Annotated in this window: 20 protein-coding genes; 7 read left to right on the top strand and 13 right to left on the bottom strand. The window is 33.7% G+C overall.

Features of this window, described 5'->3' with window-relative positions; genetic code table 11:
• The first annotated feature begins 280 nt into the window (after positions 1-280).
• From murC to U9P79_07375, 6 genes are all read left to right on the top strand, one after another.
• Positions 281-1,675, top strand: coding sequence for a UDP-N-acetylmuramate--L-alanine ligase (gene murC / locus U9P79_07400; protein ID MEA2104448.1), 1,395 nt, complete (start codon positions 281-283; stop codon positions 1,673-1,675).
• On the top strand, positions 1,672-2,682 hold the full coding sequence (gene murB, locus U9P79_07395; protein ID MEA2104447.1) for a UDP-N-acetylmuramate dehydrogenase: 1,011 nt from the start codon (positions 1,672-1,674) through the stop codon (positions 2,680-2,682). The genes murC and murB overlap by 4 nt, the downstream gene beginning before the upstream one ends.
• Positions 2,672-3,460 (top strand): FtsQ-type POTRA domain-containing protein, encoded by a 789-nt coding sequence (locus tag U9P79_07390; protein MEA2104446.1) that lies wholly within the window; start codon positions 2,672-2,674, stop codon positions 3,458-3,460. Before murB ends, U9P79_07390 begins: the two co-directional genes overlap by 11 nt.
• A gap of 156 nt (positions 3,461-3,616) precedes the next feature.
• Positions 3,617-4,891: a cell division protein FtsA gene (ftsA, locus tag U9P79_07385; protein MEA2104445.1), complete on the top strand. Its 1,275-nt coding sequence runs from the start codon at positions 3,617-3,619 to the stop codon at positions 4,889-4,891.
• Between the two features lie 12 nt (positions 4,892-4,903).
• Entirely contained in the window at positions 4,904-5,986 is a 1,083-nt protein-coding gene (ftsZ, locus tag U9P79_07380) for a cell division protein FtsZ (protein MEA2104444.1), read from the top strand.
• Between the two features lie 378 nt (positions 5,987-6,364).
• Positions 6,365-6,718 carry a phage holin family protein gene (locus U9P79_07375; GenBank protein ID MEA2104443.1) on the top strand — a complete coding sequence of 118 codons (354 nt, stop codon included), beginning with the start codon at positions 6,365-6,367 and terminating at the stop codon, positions 6,716-6,718.
• Between the two features lie 40 nt (positions 6,719-6,758).
• On the opposite strand, the gene U9P79_07370 is transcribed toward U9P79_07375, so the two are convergent.
• Together U9P79_07370 and mtaB are read right to left on the bottom strand one after the other, a co-directional pair.
• Complete coding sequence (locus tag U9P79_07370; protein ID MEA2104442.1) at positions 6,759-7,322, bottom strand: NTPase; 564 nt, start codon at positions 7,320-7,322, stop codon at positions 6,759-6,761.
• Between the two features lie 56 nt (positions 7,323-7,378).
• Complete coding sequence (gene mtaB / locus U9P79_07365; GenBank protein ID MEA2104441.1) at positions 7,379-8,695, bottom strand: tRNA (N(6)-L-threonylcarbamoyladenosine(37)-C(2))-methylthiotransferase MtaB; 1,317 nt, start codon at positions 8,693-8,695, stop codon at positions 7,379-7,381.
• Between the two features lie 147 nt (positions 8,696-8,842).
• Between mtaB and U9P79_07360 the strand changes: the two genes are divergently transcribed.
• Positions 8,843-9,001: a hypothetical protein gene (locus tag U9P79_07360; GenBank protein MEA2104440.1), complete on the top strand. Its 159-nt coding sequence runs from the start codon at positions 8,843-8,845 to the stop codon at positions 8,999-9,001.
• On the opposite strand, the gene U9P79_07355 is transcribed toward U9P79_07360, so the two are convergent.
• The 11 genes from U9P79_07355 to U9P79_07305 form a co-directional block, all read right to left on the bottom strand.
• The gene (locus U9P79_07355) at positions 8,998-9,594 is read right to left on the bottom strand and encodes a phosphoribosylglycinamide formyltransferase (GenBank protein ID MEA2104439.1); all 597 of its coding nucleotides are present in this window, start codon (positions 9,592-9,594) and stop codon (positions 8,998-9,000) included. The two genes, U9P79_07360 and U9P79_07355, sit on opposite strands and share 4 nt — an antisense overlap.
• A 21-nt stretch (positions 9,595-9,615) precedes the next feature.
• Positions 9,616-10,665, bottom strand: coding sequence for a bifunctional phosphoglucose/phosphomannose isomerase (locus tag U9P79_07350; GenBank protein ID MEA2104438.1), 1,050 nt, complete (start codon positions 10,663-10,665; stop codon positions 9,616-9,618).
• A 22-nt stretch (positions 10,666-10,687) separates the two neighbouring features.
• A complete protein-coding gene (ptsP, locus tag U9P79_07345) occupies positions 10,688-12,403 on the bottom strand; it encodes a phosphoenolpyruvate--protein phosphotransferase (GenBank protein MEA2104437.1) in 1,716 nt (571 codons plus the stop codon).
• A gap of 116 nt (positions 12,404-12,519) precedes the next feature.
• Complete coding sequence (locus U9P79_07340) at positions 12,520-12,786, bottom strand: HPr family phosphocarrier protein (GenBank protein MEA2104436.1); 267 nt, start codon at positions 12,784-12,786, stop codon at positions 12,520-12,522.
• 3 nt (positions 12,787-12,789) lie between these two features.
• Complete coding sequence (gene hprK / locus U9P79_07335; protein MEA2104435.1) at positions 12,790-13,758, bottom strand: HPr(Ser) kinase/phosphatase; 969 nt, start codon at positions 13,756-13,758, stop codon at positions 12,790-12,792.
• A 10-nt stretch (positions 13,759-13,768) separates the two neighbouring features.
• The gene (gene raiA / locus U9P79_07330; GenBank protein MEA2104434.1) at positions 13,769-14,281 is read right to left on the bottom strand and encodes a ribosome-associated translation inhibitor RaiA; all 513 of its coding nucleotides are present in this window, start codon (positions 14,279-14,281) and stop codon (positions 13,769-13,771) included.
• A gap of 62 nt (positions 14,282-14,343) precedes the next feature.
• Complete coding sequence (gene lipA, locus U9P79_07325) at positions 14,344-15,249, bottom strand: lipoyl synthase (protein ID MEA2104433.1); 906 nt, start codon at positions 15,247-15,249, stop codon at positions 14,344-14,346.
• A gap of 25 nt (positions 15,250-15,274) precedes the next feature.
• Positions 15,275-16,021: an LPS export ABC transporter ATP-binding protein gene (gene lptB / locus U9P79_07320; GenBank protein MEA2104432.1), complete on the bottom strand. Its 747-nt coding sequence runs from the start codon at positions 16,019-16,021 to the stop codon at positions 15,275-15,277.
• A 5-nt stretch (positions 16,022-16,026) separates the two neighbouring features.
• A complete protein-coding gene (locus U9P79_07315) occupies positions 16,027-17,154 on the bottom strand; it encodes an LptA/OstA family protein (GenBank protein MEA2104431.1) in 1,128 nt (375 codons plus the stop codon).
• The gene (gene lptC / locus U9P79_07310; GenBank protein ID MEA2104430.1) at positions 17,132-17,668 is read right to left on the bottom strand and encodes an LPS export ABC transporter periplasmic protein LptC; all 537 of its coding nucleotides are present in this window, start codon (positions 17,666-17,668) and stop codon (positions 17,132-17,134) included. Before lptC ends, U9P79_07315 begins: the two co-directional genes overlap by 23 nt.
• Positions 17,665-18,174 (bottom strand): HAD hydrolase family protein, encoded by a 510-nt coding sequence (locus U9P79_07305; GenBank protein ID MEA2104429.1) that lies wholly within the window; start codon positions 18,172-18,174, stop codon positions 17,665-17,667. The genes lptC and U9P79_07305 overlap by 4 nt, the downstream gene beginning before the upstream one ends.
• Positions 18,175-18,580 lie beyond the last annotated feature (406 nt).

The raw sequence follows: 18,580 nt of genomic DNA, 5'->3' as shown, positions 1-18,580 counted from the left end.
AAAAAATTTGCGAAACCGGAATCTGCAAAAGAAATTGTAGAAATAATTTTACAACAAAGGGACATTCCCTTTGATAAAAGATGACCTTTTTTAAGTGCACTCAGTAATGATTTGGTTATACTTTAATGAGTTAAAAAATGTGGAACACGAGTTCTCTCGTGTTTGAAAAGAATGGAAAAAAAGTGAGAAACAAATTATTTATCCCGAGAAATCTTTTATTTAACCGAGATTCCGTCGGATTGCTCTCTGTGGTTAAAATAGTGTCTAAAAAGGAATAATTATGTTTGGAAAAACAAATAAGTTACATTTTATTGGAATAGGTGGGAACGGCATGAGCGGAATCGCCGAACTTCTCATCAATAAAGGTTATTTTATTACCGGTTCGGATTTGATGAAGACTTTCATCACAGAGAAACTTGAAAAAATGGGTGCAAAAATTCAGTATAAGCACAATGCAGAAAATGTGAAAGATGCTGATGTGGTTGTAAAATCTTCAGCAATTGATGATTCGAATTGCGAGATAATTGCTGCGAAAAAGAAAAATATTCCCGTAATACGCAGAGCGGAAATGCTTTATGAACTAATGAGAATGAAGCACGGATTTTGTATTGCAGGAACTCACGGAAAAACAACCACAACTTCAATGCTTGGAATGATTCTAACTGAAGCAGGTTTGCAACCAACTCTTGTGATTGGTGGTGTTGTTAAGAATTTCGACTCCAATGCTGTGTTGGGGAAATCAGAATATATCGTTGTAGAAGCCGATGAATACGACCGATCTTTTCTTACACTTACTCCCATTGTAGCCGGTATCACAAATATCGAAGAGGAACATGTTGATTGCTATGAAAATGCAAAGCAACTCGAATCAGCTTTTGTGCAATATGCTAATTCGGTTCCATTTTTCGGGTTGATCGCAGTTTGTTCGGATGATGAAACTATTAGAAAATTAATTCCCAGATTTGAAAAGAGAGTTCTCACTTATGGAATCAATAAGGAAGCAGATGTGCGGGCTGAAAATATAACCTTCGATAACTTCACATCCCAATATGAACTCATTTACAAATCGGAAAAAATGGGGACGATTGAATTATCTCAGCCCGGAATACATAATGTTCGCAACTCACTTTTGGCTGCTACAATAGCCTTGGAGCAACAAGTTCCATTCATTGATATTAGAAACGGATTGATGAAATTCAGAGGTGTATATCGTCGTTTTGAGCGTATTGCTTTTGTTAATGACATTCTTATTTATGATGATTATGCCCATCATCCAACTGAAGTGAAGGCAACCATTTCTGCAATACGTTCCAGCTCTGCAAGAAGGTTGGTCGTGATTTTCCAACCGCATCTTTATACACGTACAGAAATGTTTTATAAAAAATTTGCTCAAGTACTCTCTCAAGCGGATCTGATAATTATTGCTGATATTTATCCTGCAAGAGAAAAACCGATCAAAGGCGTCAGTGGAAAATCAATTTTTGATGAATTAAAGAAACTGGGAAATAAAAAGGCAAATTACATTGAAGATTTAAAGGATATTCCCAAATATTTATTGAAAGTCGTTAAAAGCGGAGATTTTGTTATAACAATGGGAGCGGGAGATGTTTATGAATCCGGGGTTGAGTTTGTGAAATTGCTTGAAAAGAAACAACCTGATAAGGATAAAAGATGAATAAAGAAGATCGGAAACAGATGAACGCCAAGAAGAATACTTATCGAATGATAGGAACGGATAAAAGTAATAAAACTATTAGTGTTCAACAGCTTTTTCAGTATTTATCAGCGTCGAATCTTCCTGTGTCGAATCAATTTCGGAAAAACTATTCTCTCAAACAATTAACTACGGTAAAAACCGGTGGTAATGCAGAATTATTTTTTGCACCACACAGTATAATGTCTCTAAAAACTGTTTTTAAATATATTTGTGAAAACAAAATCAAGTACCATGTTTTGGGTAATGGCTCCAATCTTTTAATCTCCGATAAAGGAGTTGATGGAGTAGTAATTTCCTTGAAAAATTTACCGAGAATCTTTGAATGTAAAAAAGACTTTGTGTCCGTTTCTGCAAATTTGAAAAATAAAGAATTTGTTAAAAATCTAATTCAAAACGGCATTAGTGGATTAGAATTTCTTAATGGAATTCCAGGAACTGTTGGTGGGATGCTCCGGATGAATGCGGGTGCTTTTGACAGATCAATTACTGAAAAGGTAAATGCTATTTTATTTATTGATTCAAATGGTGAGATGCAAAAATTTTATGCGGAACAATATGAGTCGGACTATCGAGATTTGAAATTAAAAAATAAAGATTATGTAATTATTTCTGCCGAGTTTCAGTTGGAAATTTCTTCATCAAAATTGGTTAAACAATCGTGTGATGAGTTTATGAAAATGAGGAATTCAAAGGCAATAATTCATCTACCGACGTTTGGTTCGACTTTTAAGAATGGTGAGAATTATTTTGCAGGAGAATTAATTGATAAGTGCGATTTGAAAGGCTATTCGATAGGGCAAGCACAAATATCTGAAAAACATGCCAATTTTATTATTAATTCGGGAAATGCAAAATCTATAGACATTTATCACTTGATGAAATATGCTCAGAAAAAAGTAGCAGAAAAGTTTGGGATAAACCTGATGTCAGAAGTTAAACTTTGGGGAAGTTTTAATGATGAATAGAAATATACACGGTGATTTTTCACGAAACAGAACAAGTCATTTGTTTTTACGTTTTGTTTTTCTGCTGGTTTTATTTCTCGGATTAACCTCCGGGTCTGCGTATTTGTTGAAATATGGAATTCTTAAATGCAATTTTCTCGCAATTGAAGAAATCAATTTTACCGGCATAAATTATGTAAATGAAAATAGTCTGGAATTCAAATTTACCAAATTGTTAGATCGGAATATTTATAATGTACAAGATATAGAAATCCAAAGAATAGCAAAATATTTTCCCGGTATAAAGTCAATTCAGATATTTAGGTTTCCACCCCATAAAATAAAAATAAAGGTAATAGAGCGTCAGCCTATTGCCTATGTGAAAAATGATTTTGCCAAAATTTATATTATTGATCATGAAGGAGTGCTTTTGGAGGAAGTCCGGAATTGTCGGGAACATTTGTTGCCAATATTTGAAGATTTAAATATAAATAATTTGACATTAGGTGAAGAAATCGAAGATATGTCTTTCACGAAATTGATGGCTGCTTATAATGCTATTAATTTAATAGGATCAGAACTGATGAATAGAATTATTTCTTTCCGAATAGAAAATAAAGATGTCATTTTGACAGGAAGAAATAAGGGACAACGATTTATTATCGGAGAAGATGATTTTGTAGCAAAAACCGGCAAATTGGTCTTTGCTTTTGATCATTTTGCTTCCTCGGATTATTCTGAAATAGACTTACGCTTTTCCGATCTGAAAAATGATTTGGTGATATTAAGGAATAATTAAATATGCCAAGCAAATTATTAGCCGCTCCAACGGAATTAAAAAAAAAGTTTCATCGCGTTGGGAAAAGCAAAAACACATATAAAACAAAAAAAATTTTGGATGCTTTGGAGTAAAATATCCATGATGTTTTTTGCATTTAAATAAAAAAGGTAAAGTATGGCAAAACAAACGGTTATAACGGCTCTTGATATTGGCACAACGAAGATATGTTGTCTAATCGCTGTGCTTGATGAAAATAATAAACTCAAAATCGTTGGCGTGGGTGAATCCACTTCTGAGGGCTTGGTAAATGGTATGATTAAGAATATCGGGGCTGCTTCGTATTCCATTAATAAAGCTGTTGCGGCTGCCGAGGAAAAATGCAATAAGATATTTGCAGAAAATATTTATGTTGGAGTTGCGGGTGAACTAATCCAGAGCTTTGTTTCCGATGGTATGGCAAATATAGTTAGCAAGAGTAAATTCACCGAAGAGATTGATGAATATGAAGTTACTGAATTTGAGATCAATAAAGTGAAAGAAGATGCGATCAAAAATACTTCTATCACCCCAGAAAACAAAATTATTCATGTTGAGCCCCAATTCTACAAGGTGGATAAAGTGGAGGAAGTAGTAGATCCTCTCGGAATGACAGGCAATCGTCTCGAAGCACAAGTGCATATTGTTACAGCTGATCTTAGTAATTTGAATAGTATTTATAAGTGTATGCAAAGGATTGGATTGAGCGTTAAGAATGTTGTTCTTCAACCCATTGCTTCGGCTGAGGCGGTTTTTAATAAGGACGAACGCGAGCTGGGAGCAATTTTGGTGGATATTGGTGGAGGAACAACAGATATTTCTATTTATTACAAAGATAGTATCAGGTTCACGAGCATAATCCCAATTGGTGGAGAAAAGATTACGATGGACATTGCACGTGGATTAAGAACGCCAAGTGCAGATGCAGAAAGAATTAAAAAGGAATTCGGGTACGCTATTCCCGCCAACGCTGATCGTAATTTGAAAATTGAAATACCTGGAATCGGTGGGCATTCATCCACAATACGAAGCCAGAAATTAATTGCGGAAATTATTAACCCGCGTATTTCAGAAATTGTCAATCTTGTTCACAAAGAAGTGCAACGAAGCAAATATCTCAGTTTAACAACTGCCGGAATATCTGTTAGCGGTGGGGCAGCTAATTTGAGGAGTACAAATCAGCTATTTTCAGAAATGTTTGATAATATTCCTACGAAAACCGGCTATCCTTCATTTGAAGGCATTTATGGGAATACGGAAACCCTATCAAATCCAAAATACGCAACTGCTGTAGGTTTGCTAAAATGGGGTATAAAAAATTTTGATAAAAATCCCCTAAAAGGAAAAAAATCGTATATTGTGAAGTTAAGAAAAATAATCAAAGAATGGTTTGATAATAAAAGTTTTACTTAAGTGAGGTAAATAATGGCAATAACTTTTGCAGAATCTGTTAAAGAAATATCGAAAATAAAGATTATCGGTATTGGTGGTGCGGGTAATAATGCAATTAATACAATGATAAGACAAGAACTAACGGCAGTAAAATTCCTTGCTGTAAACACGGATCTTCAGGATTTGAATAATTGTGTGGCTGAGAATAAATTACAAATTGGCAGACAATTAGTAAAAGGATGCGGCGTGGGAGGAGTCCCAGAGCGGGGAAGAGAAGCAGCAGAAGAACAAGGAGATGAAATCTTGCAAGAACTTGAAGGGGTGAATGTGGTTCTACTTACTGCAGGGATGGGCGGCGGTACCGGAACGGGTGCAATTTCATATTTTGCAAAAAAGGCTCAAGAAAAAGGTGTACTTTCTCTCGCAATAGTTACCTATCCTTTTTCTTTTGAAGGGAATATTAGAAAAGACAATGCAGATAAAGGCTTGGAAGAATTAAAAAAATATACAAATGCACTAATAATTATACCCAATGACAGAATATTGGAATATAACAATGATCTTCTCGCATTTGATGCTTTTGAAAAAGTAGATTTGATTCAACACAATACCGCAAAAACTTTGACTGATATAATTAGTAAAAGCGGATATATAAATGTGGATGGGGAAGATCTAAAAACAATCTTGAGCCAAATGGGTTACGCACATGTTGGTCTGGGAGTGGGTGAAGGAGAGAATAGAGCACAAGATGCGGTAAATAACGCAATTGCAAATCCGCTTATGTATTCAATTTCTCTGGAACATTCAAAAGCTGTTTTGGTAAATGTAACTGTGGGTTACGATCTGAGAATATCCGAATGGGAAGAAATCGGGCAAATCATCCAACAAAAGACAAATAAAGAAGTAAATTATATAAGTGGTTTGATTCTTGACAAAAAGTTAAAAGACAAGTTATATGTTTCTCTTATTGCTACAGGTATCCCTGATAATGATGTTGCTACAGAAGTTGTTCCCCATATAATTTCTGAAAAATCCCATGACGAAGAAGCTGCCGAAATCGAAGAAATTTTGAACAGAATTCATACGGAAGATGCAAAAGCATTTAATAATCGCTAATTCGTGCTCATCCGTAAATAAAAGATTCGACGCAGATGAACGCAGATTTAAATTGATTTTCGCAAGATGAAAATATATTGAAAAATTGGTAGTATCCCCGTTGAATGCTTTGTATTTTAATATTCAACAGGTGTTTATCTGCTGCATCAGTGCTTGCCCTGCTTGCTCAATGAAATCTTTTTTATTTTATTTATCCCGTGAAATGCCTTTATTTTTTTTATTTCATTGGGATTTCATCGGGGTGGAATGTTTTTGCATTTATATTCCACTTGGGGTCTTTCTTCGTTGAATCATTTTGTGGAAAATATTTACTCAAGCATGACTTTACGGATAGACACAAATAAGTTTTATGTAATAATTATCTAAGGATTCAATTTTATGTTAATTCAATATTTGCTAAAATTGTTGGTTTACACTCTTGCCATATTATTGGTAAGCCGAATAACAAACCTGATCTATGTTAAAAATTTTCAGACTGCTTTTCTTTTTTCTATTGTGTTGGGGTTAATCAATGTTATTATTAAGCCACTGTTTATTGTGCTCACAATACCGATCACCATTATTACATTCGGAATATTTTTGTTTTTTATCAATGGATTGATGATTATGATTTCAGCATCGTTTTTCAGAGACATTGAAGTAAACGGGTGTTTTTCCGCCGCGATTGCCAGTTTGTTGATCTCATTGTTCGTCTATATATTTTCCAAAGTATTATTTGGAAGGTTGCTGTAAATATAAATTTTGACTTATTTCGACAACAGCTCAAAAGTAATCAGATATTGAGATTATGATTATTGCTGATTAACTTAAAATCTCTTAAATTTTTTTCAACTTTTTCTAAAATTTTTCCAACCAATAAATTGCGATTTTCAGTTGTTAGATTAAATAATAAAACATCTTCTCGATTTTTTAATGTGGAGGTTAAGACAGAATCTTTTTTTTTTATGGTAGCGAGAAGGGGTTTCGGGGTGTTAAATACTTCTATCAGCAAAGTGCAAAATTCATCACTGAAAGATTCCATTGTTCCAATTTCATCTATTAGAATAATATCTGCGTTTTTTTGTGCTTCATAAAGGGCGGGAATGCCGATTTTTTCAAATGCGTCAATGCTTACACCGTATTGAGCAAATTGATAGGGGGAGTCCAAATTTATATCAGCCATAGTCATCCTGTTCCCTGAAAAATCTTCGATATAAAATCCCGTTCGTGTCCCCTTTACAAATTTTTCATAGGTAATAAAACCACCAATTTTGCAGGTCAATTTCTCTCGAACTTTTTGCATTAAAGTCGTTTTTCCAATATTAGGAAAGCCGGTTATCAGAATATTATTTTTCATTTCAAATAAAATATTTACTTCAATATATGCCTAATAAAATTCCATTTATGATTTTATTATAGTGTTTTTTTATTATTTTTAGAATGAATATTATTTCTCATTACCAAAATTCCATCTGAATTATTTCTTAGTTTTTGCGGGATAACATGCACCAAATCTCCGCTTTTGTAATTTTTATCTTTGAGAAAAATTGGCACGTAATGATCGGAAACAGCCTTCCAAAAGCCCTTTTGCTTTTTCTCCAAAATTGCCCGAACAGGGATTTTCATTTGCAGCAAATTTTTTGTATAATCCATTTTTTTCTTCGCACCGAGTTTAATTAGATTTTCCATCCGCTCTTTTTTAATTTTTTCAGAAACCAAATTTCCCATTTGGGCTGCTTTTGTTCCGGGGCGTTTTGAAAAGCGAAAAACATGAAGATATGAAATGTTCAAGGATTCAATAAAAGAATAAGTTTGCTGGAAATCTTCTTCAGTTTCACCCGGAAAGCCAACGATAACATCGCATCCAATCGCACAATTTGGGACAGCATTTTCTAAGTATTTAATTGTGGAAGTAAATTCGCTTGTTAAATAATTCCGATTCATTGCTTTAAGAATTCTATCCGAACCGTTTTGTAATGAAATATGAAAATGCGGACAAATTTTATCATTTTTTGCAATATATTCAATAAATACATTGGTGAAAAACATGGGCTCCATAGAACTCAATCTTATCAGTTTTATTTCGGTTTTATCAGAGAGAAGTTCAAGTAAATTTTTTAGATTAAAGTTATTGAATTCTCTCCCGTAAAGACCAAGATTGATGCCGGTTAAAATAATCTCCTTCACACCTCTCTCTATTAAATTTTGTACTTCAGAAAGAATATTTTCCGGGTCTCTACTAACTGGTTTTCCTCGCACAATTGGTAAAATACAATAGGAACAAAAAAAATCGCACCCATCCTGAATTTTTATCGGAACGCGGGTCCGTTGATATGAGTCTTGAAGAGACATTTCCGGAAATACATCCCTCCTGATTTCATCCTTTCGTATTCCGCTGGAAATAAACGAACAGATATTCGGTTTTTCTCTGTTTGAAAAAAAAGTTAAATACTTTTTATTCTCATCTAAAAATTGTTTATTTCGTTCTCCAATGCATCCTGTTACGATTAGTTTAGTATCACTACTTTTTTGTCTGAGTGCTTTTCGGATTGAATGTCTGCTTTTTGCTTCTGCCTTATTTGTTACGCAGCAGCAATTTACAATGATAACATCTGATTTGTTTGAAAAGTTAACAAGAGAATATCCGGACTCAATAAAATCACCAAGAATGGCTTCGGTTTCATACTGATTGGTTTTACAACCGTGAGTTATGACACTGATTTTTTTCATAGGAAAATACTGTTAAACATAAAAGACACGGAAAATGATGAAAAAGAATTCAATATAATCAACCTTTTAGATCTCGTTTGATGGCAGCAGGATAATTAGTGTCCGTCCGTAAAGTATAGATTGGACGCAGATGAGCGCTGAAAAAAAATGATTTACGCAGATAAAAAATTTAATTACAAAAAAAGTAGTATCAGCGTTCATCAGCATAATCAGTGTTTATCTGCGTCGAATCACATTCGAAAAATCATTGCAAAAATGCGAGTTTACAGATTCACACTAATTAATATTATAATAGAAAAAAACTAAAAAGAATCCAAATACTGAGTTGCGAAGTTTTGAATAACTTTGGGGTATAATTCGTGCTCAACAACCAGCACTTTTTTAGCAATCTCTTCGGGAGAATTGCAATCACTGATATTAATTATGATTTGATCTACAATTTCGCCTTCGTCGTATAATTCATCTACATAATGGACAGTAGCACCGGAGTATTGTTCGTCATTATCAAAAACGGATTGGTGCACTCGCATGCCATACATTCCACGTCCACCGTACTTTGGAAGCAAAGCGGGATGGATATTGATGATTTTACCGGAAAATTTTCTAATAAAATCAGCAGAGATTTTCCTCATAAACCCAGCTAGAACTATCAAATGTACATTATCTTTTATAAGTTCGGGAATAAGTTTTTCCTCAAAAGCATTTTTATCAGGTAAAAAAAGTTCTCGGACGGAATGCTTGCGAGCGTTCGTCCTGATTGGTGAATCCTGTCTGGTTATTACCAGAAACTTAATATCAATAGGAAGCCTGTTTCTGCGAATATATTCAGCTATCGCTTCAAAATTTGAACCTCGGCTTTTTCCGGAAGTTAATACTGCAATATTAAATTTGTTTTTCATTAATCCTAATTTTATAATGTCTCAAACATTTTGTTTTAGATAATCAATAAATTCGATGGAAGAAGGATTGATTTTATTCAAAATCGCAAGATAATATGAAATCATATCACAATACATAATTGTCGAAAACATCTTGCCTAATATTGTTTTTCCTTCTATTCGGATTTCCAGAAATTCAATTTTTTCTTCCTTAAATTTCTTTTTAATTGTATCCAGGCGATCCATATATTTTTGGTTTTCATCATAATCCGTGATAAAAACGGGGATTAAGTTTTCTGAGGATTTGTCTTCCCATCCTTCTATTTCATTGTGATTCATTTCAGAGAAAGTGTTTGAAAAAGCATGATTTTTTGCATTTTCATTTATTTGGCATTTGAATCTATATGCGAGAGGATACAGTTTTGGATTACTACTATAGATAATCGGAACTTTTTTAAAAATCATTTCAGCGAGCTTCTTTGCCATATTATTTTTGGTTGGAATGTCTTTATTAATCAGTTGTAGTCTCTGTTTGATATTCAAAAGCATCATTTTGACGCTCACCTCATCCCTCTTTGCAAAGCCAAGTTCTTCCAAAATTCCCAATAATGAAAAAAACATATAGCCAATAGCAGCTCGAGGTTGAAATCCGCTGGGAATTAATTTTACCAGATAGCCTTCTTCGGATGAGAAATGTTTCAAAATTCCCCCTGAAGTTATCATGGCAATTTGAGCTCCCTTTTCCCTGAGAGCATCAAAACAGGAAACAGTTTCTGCAGTATTCCCAGAATAGCTACATACGATTCCTAATGAATTTTCATCAATAAAATCTAGAATATTATAATCCTTTATAACGAAAATTGGAATTTTGCTTTCATACAGGCTTTTCACAATATCACCGGCAATTGCAGAGCCGCCCATCCCGCAAATAAATATTTTATCAATGTTTTTATAATACTTTGCGTATTCACTTTTCCCCATTTCAAAATAGACAGTATTGATTTGATCAGATAATGATACGATTTGGTCATACATCCCTTCCGTATCAAATCTGTTGAAATTTCCGGCATAATCCAAACTTATTGTTGACATTGTTATCCTTTCACTGATTAAATTATTTTTTTTGAATAAATTGAGTATAATATTTTTGGATATCAATATCGGATTGAGCAAGTATCTTCTTATAAATTTCCTGCAAATTTTTTATAGAATAATTTTTGATATTTTGTTTAATTTCCAATATTTTATCCGGATTGATACTAAAATTTTTAATGCCCATAGCCAAAAGTAATGGGACGGCAACAGGGTCACTGGCCATTTCGCCACAAATACTTACTGGTATTTGTGCTTTATTTCCAGCTTTTATAGTCTTTTCAATGAGATTCAAAACAGCAGGATTGTAATAGGTAAAGTCCGAGAACAGGAAATCATTGTTTCGGTCGGCTGCAAGCACATACTGGGTCAGATCATTTGTTCCGAGACTAAAAAAATCGCAAATTTGGGCAAATTGGTCTGCAAGGATGGCTGTGGAAGGAACTTCAACCATAATGCCTATTTTGATGTTATCGTTAAATGGCTGTGATTCTGTTCTCAATTCTTCTTTTACATCTTCAATGATTTTTTTGGAGCGAAGCACTTCATCAACCTTACTGACCATGGGAAGCATGATTTTGATATTACCATAATGACTGGCGCGCAGAATTCCCCGAATTTGATTTTTGAAAATCTGCGGATACCTTAACAGGAAGCGAATCCCTCTGCATCCCAAAAATGGGTTTTGTTCATTTTCAAGACCAAATTTTTGGTTTAATTTGTCCCCGCCAATATCAAAAACACGTACATAAACCGGTTTGTTGGGTGTAATATTAGCAAGTGTTTGACGATATATTTCAAAATGAGATTGAGATGAGGGAAAATCATTATGTTGATAATAGAGAAATTCTGTTCGAAATAGCCCAACTCCATCCGAGAATTTAATCTCAGGTAAATTTGTTTCTTCAGCCATACTAATATTTCCCATGATATCTATTTTTACACCATCTGAAGTGATTGCCGGTAAAGCCGATAATTTGATCTTTTCTTTATCCGACTTAATTTTTCGCTCAATTTCAACTTTGTAGTTATCAATTTGTTTTTCGGTCGGTTGAATAATTATTTCTCCGGTTGATCCATCCAAAATCACAGTATCATCCTCATTTATAGAGGTAATCGCATTTTTCAAATCGAATACAATTGGGATGCTGATAGATTTTGCAATTATTGCTGAGTGAGAATTGGGAGTACCATCCTGTGATATTAAACCGAGGACATCTTTTCGCATGATTTCAAGGATAATTGAGGGAGTGATTTTCTCAGTAATAACAATTGCATTATGAGGAAGTGAATCCAAGTTTGTTTGATCTGTATTATTCAAATTAGCGAGAAGTTTGTTTTTAATGTCATAGAAATCTTCTTTTCGTTGTGAGATATATTCATCTTTTACATTAGCAATATACTTGATAAAATTATCAAAATATTTGTGTATCGCAAAATCAGCACTACACAATTCATCCTCAATAATTTTTTTTATCTGTTCCGCAAAAATTTCATCTTTCAATATTTCTTGATGAGATTTGATAATATCTTTCTGTTCTTCTTCTTCAATGAGATCAAGCAAAATATTGAGTTCTTGCAAGGATTTACTGATGGAATTTTCAAACAAAGAAATGTGATTTGCAACGTCGTCTGACTCAATAGGGCGATGAGTTTTCGAAAATATTTTTTTGTGAATAATGCTTGCACAGCCCATCGCCAAGCCCGAAGAAATTGGGATTCCTCTTAGGATTTTCATTTTATTAGTTTAGCTGCGACAATACGTAAAAAATATTTTACAATTTTTTACATTTTTCGTGTAATTATGAATAATAAATTCTGTTTGGGTGATTTTATAGTTCATTTTTATTGGAATTATTCTTCCCCGAATTTATTATTAAAGAGTGAAATTATTTCTTTTTTTAAAGCTTCTTCATCAACACCGTCAAAAATAAGTTCGAGTGAGGAATCCTTGCCTGCTGCCAACATCATAACACCCATTATACTTTTCCCATTTATTTTCACGTCATCCTTCTTGATATAAAAGTTGGATTTGAATTTCGCTGCAATTTTTACGATCAGGGAGGCTGGACGGACGTGAATGCCTAATTTATTTTGCAAGGTAATTGTTTCCTTTAGCATAAATTATTCTTGATCGGATTCCAAATAATCTTCGGTTTTTTTATTTCGCTGGATTTCCGTTTGTAGTCGTTGATTAAAAATTTCAGCCGCATTATAGCCATATACTTTTAACATGTGATTCATTGCAATCACTTCGATAATCACTGCTATACTTTTTCCGGGTGAAACAGGGAGATATGTAATGGGAATTTCCACATCTAATATTCTGCTATACCTTTCTTTTAGTCCGATCCGTTCATAATCCATGTTCGGGCGCCAAGGGACGAGTTCTACCTGAGTTTCAATTCTTTTCTGAATCCTAACAGAGCGGACTCCATACATTGTTTCAATATCAACCAAACCTATCCCTCGAATTTCCATAAAATGTCCCATGTTTTTATTCACTTCGCCCATAATGATATCGCTTTTTTTTCTTGCGAAAACCATATCATCACAAATGAAACGATGACCGCGTGACACCAGCTCGAGGGCACATTCACTTTTCCCGATGCCACTTTTACCCGTGATAAGAATTCCTACTCCAAAGACATCTACTAACGTTCCATTAAGAGTTTTTTGGGAAGCAAACCAATTGTTTAGGAAGGAATTAAGTTTATGGAATAATTCGCTTGTTTTCAGTTTGGAAACAATTATCGGGATATTATTTTCGTCTGCAAGAAAAACCAATTCATCGGGTGGGGTGAAATTTTTACTAACAATTATGCATGGAATCTTGAATTCTGAAAAGATTTTCTCAACCTGATCATACATTTCCGAAGATTTGATTGATAGCAAATATTTGATTTCAACCTCACCCAATATTTGAATTCTTTCATAATGAAAAGTCTCAATAAAACCCGATAGCGAGAGTCCCATCTTTGAGATGAAAGGAGTCTCAATAATATTCTCCATTCCATTTTTCCTTGAAATCAAAGATAGGCTCAGCGGTTTTTCTTTTAATTCAAATAAATGTTTTACGGTTAGTTTTTTCATTAATCCTCAATCATTGAATTTCTAATAATTCCAATTCGTTTTCATTTTTTTGCAAAAGATTGATTTTATTATTAGCTTTATTTCGGAATAATATAAATTTTTCATCGCTTAGTGCTAATTCTGAGATTGCATAATCTACTGCCATGCTCGACAATATGACTTCTTTACGATCTACTTTTTCTTCATGTTGTGGTTGGGTATATGCCAAATTTTCAACATTTGTTTTTGGTTTTGTGTGGCGTCCGTTAATTTTATTAAAATGCTTTTTAATCTGTATCTCGGCTTTTTCCACCGCATCGTCAATTGCTTTATACATATCGTCTTTCTTAGATTTGCTAAAAACATTCAAGCGGCGAACTTTTAAATTCACTTCCGCAAAATGTAGGTTTTTTTCATTCCAAAGGACAACTTCTGCAAAAATGATATTATCGGAATATCTCTTGAGCGAATTTATCCCGTCCTCCACATGTTTCCTGAGTGCATCGGTTAACTCGAAATGCCTTGCTGTGATTGTAGTTTTCATTATTTTTTCCTTTCTGCTGATTAATTAATTGCTTAATTCATATTAAATGAATTTTCAAATACTTAATTTATTTTGTCCACTATTTTGTTAAATTTATTTGTATAATAAGAGCTTCTGACTAACGGTGCAGATTCTACGTATTGAAATCCCATTTTCAATGCCATTTTTTTATAATAATCAAATATTTTTGGATGAATGTAATCTATAACAGGTAAATTTTTTCGATCTGCCTGTAAATATTGTCCGATTGTAAGCATTTTTACGCCGGCATCTCTTGCATCATGCAGAAGGTCGAGCACCTCTCTTTGCGTTTCTCCCAAACCGACCATGATGCCTGTTTTGGTGATAATATTTGTATCCCGATTTCTAGCGTATTTCAAAACTTCAAGTGATTGTTTATAATTTGCTTGTGGCCGAACTTTCTCATATAAACGTGGAATTGTTTCGAGATTATGATTGAATACCGTTGGATTTTCATTTAGTACGAGATCTATGGAATTATGATTATTTTTAAAATCGGGGGTTAGTACTTCTGTTGTTGTGTTTTCATTGCAAATTTTACGAATTTTCCGAAGAGTTTTTGCAAAATGATCCGCACCTCCATCAGGAAGATCATCGCGTGTAACCGAAGTAATTATCACATGTTCCAAACCAAACTGCTTTGCTAATTTTGCTATTTTCTCCGGTTCGTTCGGATCAGGAATTTTGGGTTCGGTTGTATATTTTATTGCACAGAATCTGCAATTTCGAGTGCATTCATTTCCCAAAATCATGAAGACAGCTGTTCCTTTTTCAAAGCATTCTCCCCGATTGGGGCAGCGGGCACTTTCACACACGGTATTTAAATTTTGAGAATGAATAATATTCGTGATTTTGGATGTTCTTGCCGCCCCGAGAATATTTGCTTTAAGCCAAACCGGCTTTCTTTTATCTATGGTTACTCCTAAAAATTTATAATTTATTGGCACTCAATTCGAAAATTGCCCGATTAATTTATTGAAAATCATATTCCAAAAATCTTTTGCCAAGATAAACATCTTTTGCTTTTTGATCATTGACGAGCTCCTTGGAAGTTCCGGAAAGAAGGAGTTTTCCTTCGTAAATAATATATGCTCTATCTGTGATCTGTAAAGTATCTAAGACATTATGATCTGTGATCAGCACCCCGATATTTCTTTTTTGCAATTTTATAATTATATCCTGAATATCTGACACGGCAAGCGGGTCAACTCCGGAAAAAGGTTCATCGAGAAAGAGAAATTTGGGATTTGTAATTAGAGAACGAGTGATTTCGAGTTTCCGTCTTTCACCACCGGACAACGAATAGGCTTTTTGCTTTGCCAATTTTGTAAGATTCAGATCAGCGAGAGATTCTTCAAGTTTTCGCTTTCGTTGATTTTTTGTATAGTTTTGAGTTTCTAAAATTGCTTTCACATTATCCTCAACAGATAATTTGCTAAAGACCGAAGGCTCTTGTGAAAGGTAGCTAAGTCCCTGTCTAGCTCGTTTGAACATTGGCATTTTCGTAATGTCTGTTTCATCAAGGAACACATGCCCGGAATTCGCCTTGATCAAACCGATTATCATGTGAAAAGTTGTGGTTTTACCAGCCCCATTTGGACCGAGTAAACCAACAATTTCACCTTGCTCCAATTCAATAGAAATTTTGTTAACAACTTGTTTTTTTCCATAAAATTTAATCAAGTTTTTTGTTTTTAGTACACTTTTTTCTTTATTCATAATTTTTATTTCTTCAAAAATTTATAAACTCCGGAAATATCGCCCACGGCAATAACTTGCTGAATTTTTTCGTTATGATCGAAAAATACTTCTAAATCTTTAGTTGATAATTTATTTACAAAATAATCGCTTTCGGTTTTTTTATGTTGACGTATAAGGCTTTTGGAAACATTCAAAGCATGCAAATATGACATTTTTTCATTTTTTAGTTCAACAAATACTTTTTGAGCCGAGAGATAATTTTCTTTCTTTTCTTTATTTTGGATTTTACCATCAACAATAATTTTTTCACCGGTTTTTTCTTTAAAATTCAATTTTGCATTTGAAATCAGATGTAAATTTTTGAGAGATTCATCTGAAAAAAAAATGTGGAATTCATCAGCGGTGGCGTTTATTGTTTCGCTGGAAAAGTTGGGATGACCAATTAAAACTGCCTCTTCATCATCCTTAAAATATATTAGAAAGTTGCCTTCTGCCAAAGAATTTTTCATATTTATGCTTACATCATAGGTTGCGGTAAATTTATTTTTATTAGTAAATATTTCCATTTGCCTGCTTCGAATTGTGATGTTGTTTTTCCTTTCAAAAGTTAAAATAGGATCAACCTTTGCCGTTCCATATTTTTCCATAAAATCGTAAGCAAAATCTCCACAAATCAAATTTGCATTTTCCTTAAAATCGTAGGCGGATACGTTGCCTTTTGCTGCCAATCTTCCATCGTCTTTAAAGTAATCAACCATGTCGGCAGAAATTTTTTTCAATTTTTCATTCTGTGAATTTTGCACAATGAAAACAGCATTTTTTTCGAGATGTAAAAATTTATTTTTGTGATGGTAAACAACTTTTTCGGCTTTTGCTCGAAGTGTGTCATCCACAGCCCGAGCATTACTGCTCATTTTGAGCATTTTTTGGTGGGTGAATAATTGAGCATTGTCGGCAAAAAAATTGATTCCATCATAAATGATATCTACATTACCAATTAAAGTAGTGATTGTATCTTTTTTCGTAACGTCATATTTGACGATATCAGCATTTTTTAGTGTATAGTAATGCTCCTTCGAGAAAAGGTTGTTCGCAAGAAAAAATACTAATGAAATGGCAAACATGAATTTACCAAACTTTTGTAGAATCACTTATTTCACCTTCTGCAGTAGCTTGATGAACCACTACGTGTTTGAATTTATCATCACTTTCGAATCTATCTCCCCAAATTGTATTGCCATCTTTGACAACTCTCACGCTATCCTGAGAAAATATCTTACCGGTTTTTTTATCCCAAATGAGCGAATTTCCGAACAAGTTCCCTTCGATTGTATATATTTTCACATTGCCATTAGCACGAATCAAATCTTCATTATTATTTATCTTTGCACTATCTGCAAAAATCGTTGAATTTATTTCACCGTTGTTACCTAAAATTTCTAATTTTAAATGATAGAAAAAAAGGTCGTTGTTTTCGGTAAATTTTTTCATCTTATTCGCCGCTAAAATCCACTCGTTTTTTCCTTTAGATGATTGGTAAACAATGATAGAATCGGCGATTTCCGTGCTTTCGATAAAATTCTCATTTTGCGTACCCACCTCGTTTTGTTGGCAAGCATTTGAAAATATCAGAAAAGCAAAAATAACAGTATAAGATATTTTCATTGTAGGGACTTGATAAATTTATCTACTGCTTGTTTATATACATTTTCTTTTTTGAGCACAAACTCAATCGCTTCGCGAACTGCACCTGCTCCGCCGTCTTTTTTTGTACGATAAACACAAACTTTTTGTAATTCTTCGCAGGCAGAATGCACACAAATGGGCAGTCCGACTTTTTCCAGAACCGGTAAATCATTCAAATCATCACCGACATAAACTATTTCATCGAGAGTAGCGTTAAATTGTTTACATAATTTTTTCACAACAATCAGCTTGTTTTTAATTCCCTGAAACAGCAGATCAATTCCCAAAACTTCAGCCCGTTTTTCCAGTTCTTGTGAGCTTTTTCCGGTAATTATTGCAGGTATCAGAGATGTTTGTTGCAAAATACGAATTCCCATACCGTCCTTTGCATTGAATTTTCGGAATTTTTCGATTCCATCCATATAATACAAACCGCCATCAGTAAAAACACCGTCATTATCAAAAATCATTAATTTATATTTCATTTTTATCCTTATTTAAATAAAATCAGAATTAAATATTTTCACAAAAAACGAACAAATTTGATTAAGTAGTGTCCATCCGTAAAGTGAAATCTTGAGTTAATCCGCCAGCTGGTGGATTGACTTAAGTTTTTCCAACTCACAAATATAACGCTAATTAACTTAATAGATAATTTTTTCAATTCGGCACGGAATGGTCCGTGCCGACTCTTCAGACAATTCGGCACGGAATGGTCCGTGACTTCTCGAAAAGGCTACTTTACGGATGGACTCTAAGTAGAGAGAATAATTTAACTGCTTTCTTTGTTCGTTTTGTTTGTTGTCAAATAAAACAATATAAAAAAAATCAAATAACTTGCAAAATGTTTTTTACGGATTTTAGCAAATTATTCATTTGATCCAGCGGTAG

The organism is Candidatus Cloacimonadota bacterium, assembly GCA_034661015.1.
Taxonomy (GTDB): Bacteria; Cloacimonadota; Cloacimonadia; order JGIOTU-2; family JGIOTU-2; genus JAYEKN01.
Note: the sequence above shows the minus strand (reverse complement) of the source record. Positions and strands in the feature narration are given on the sequence as shown.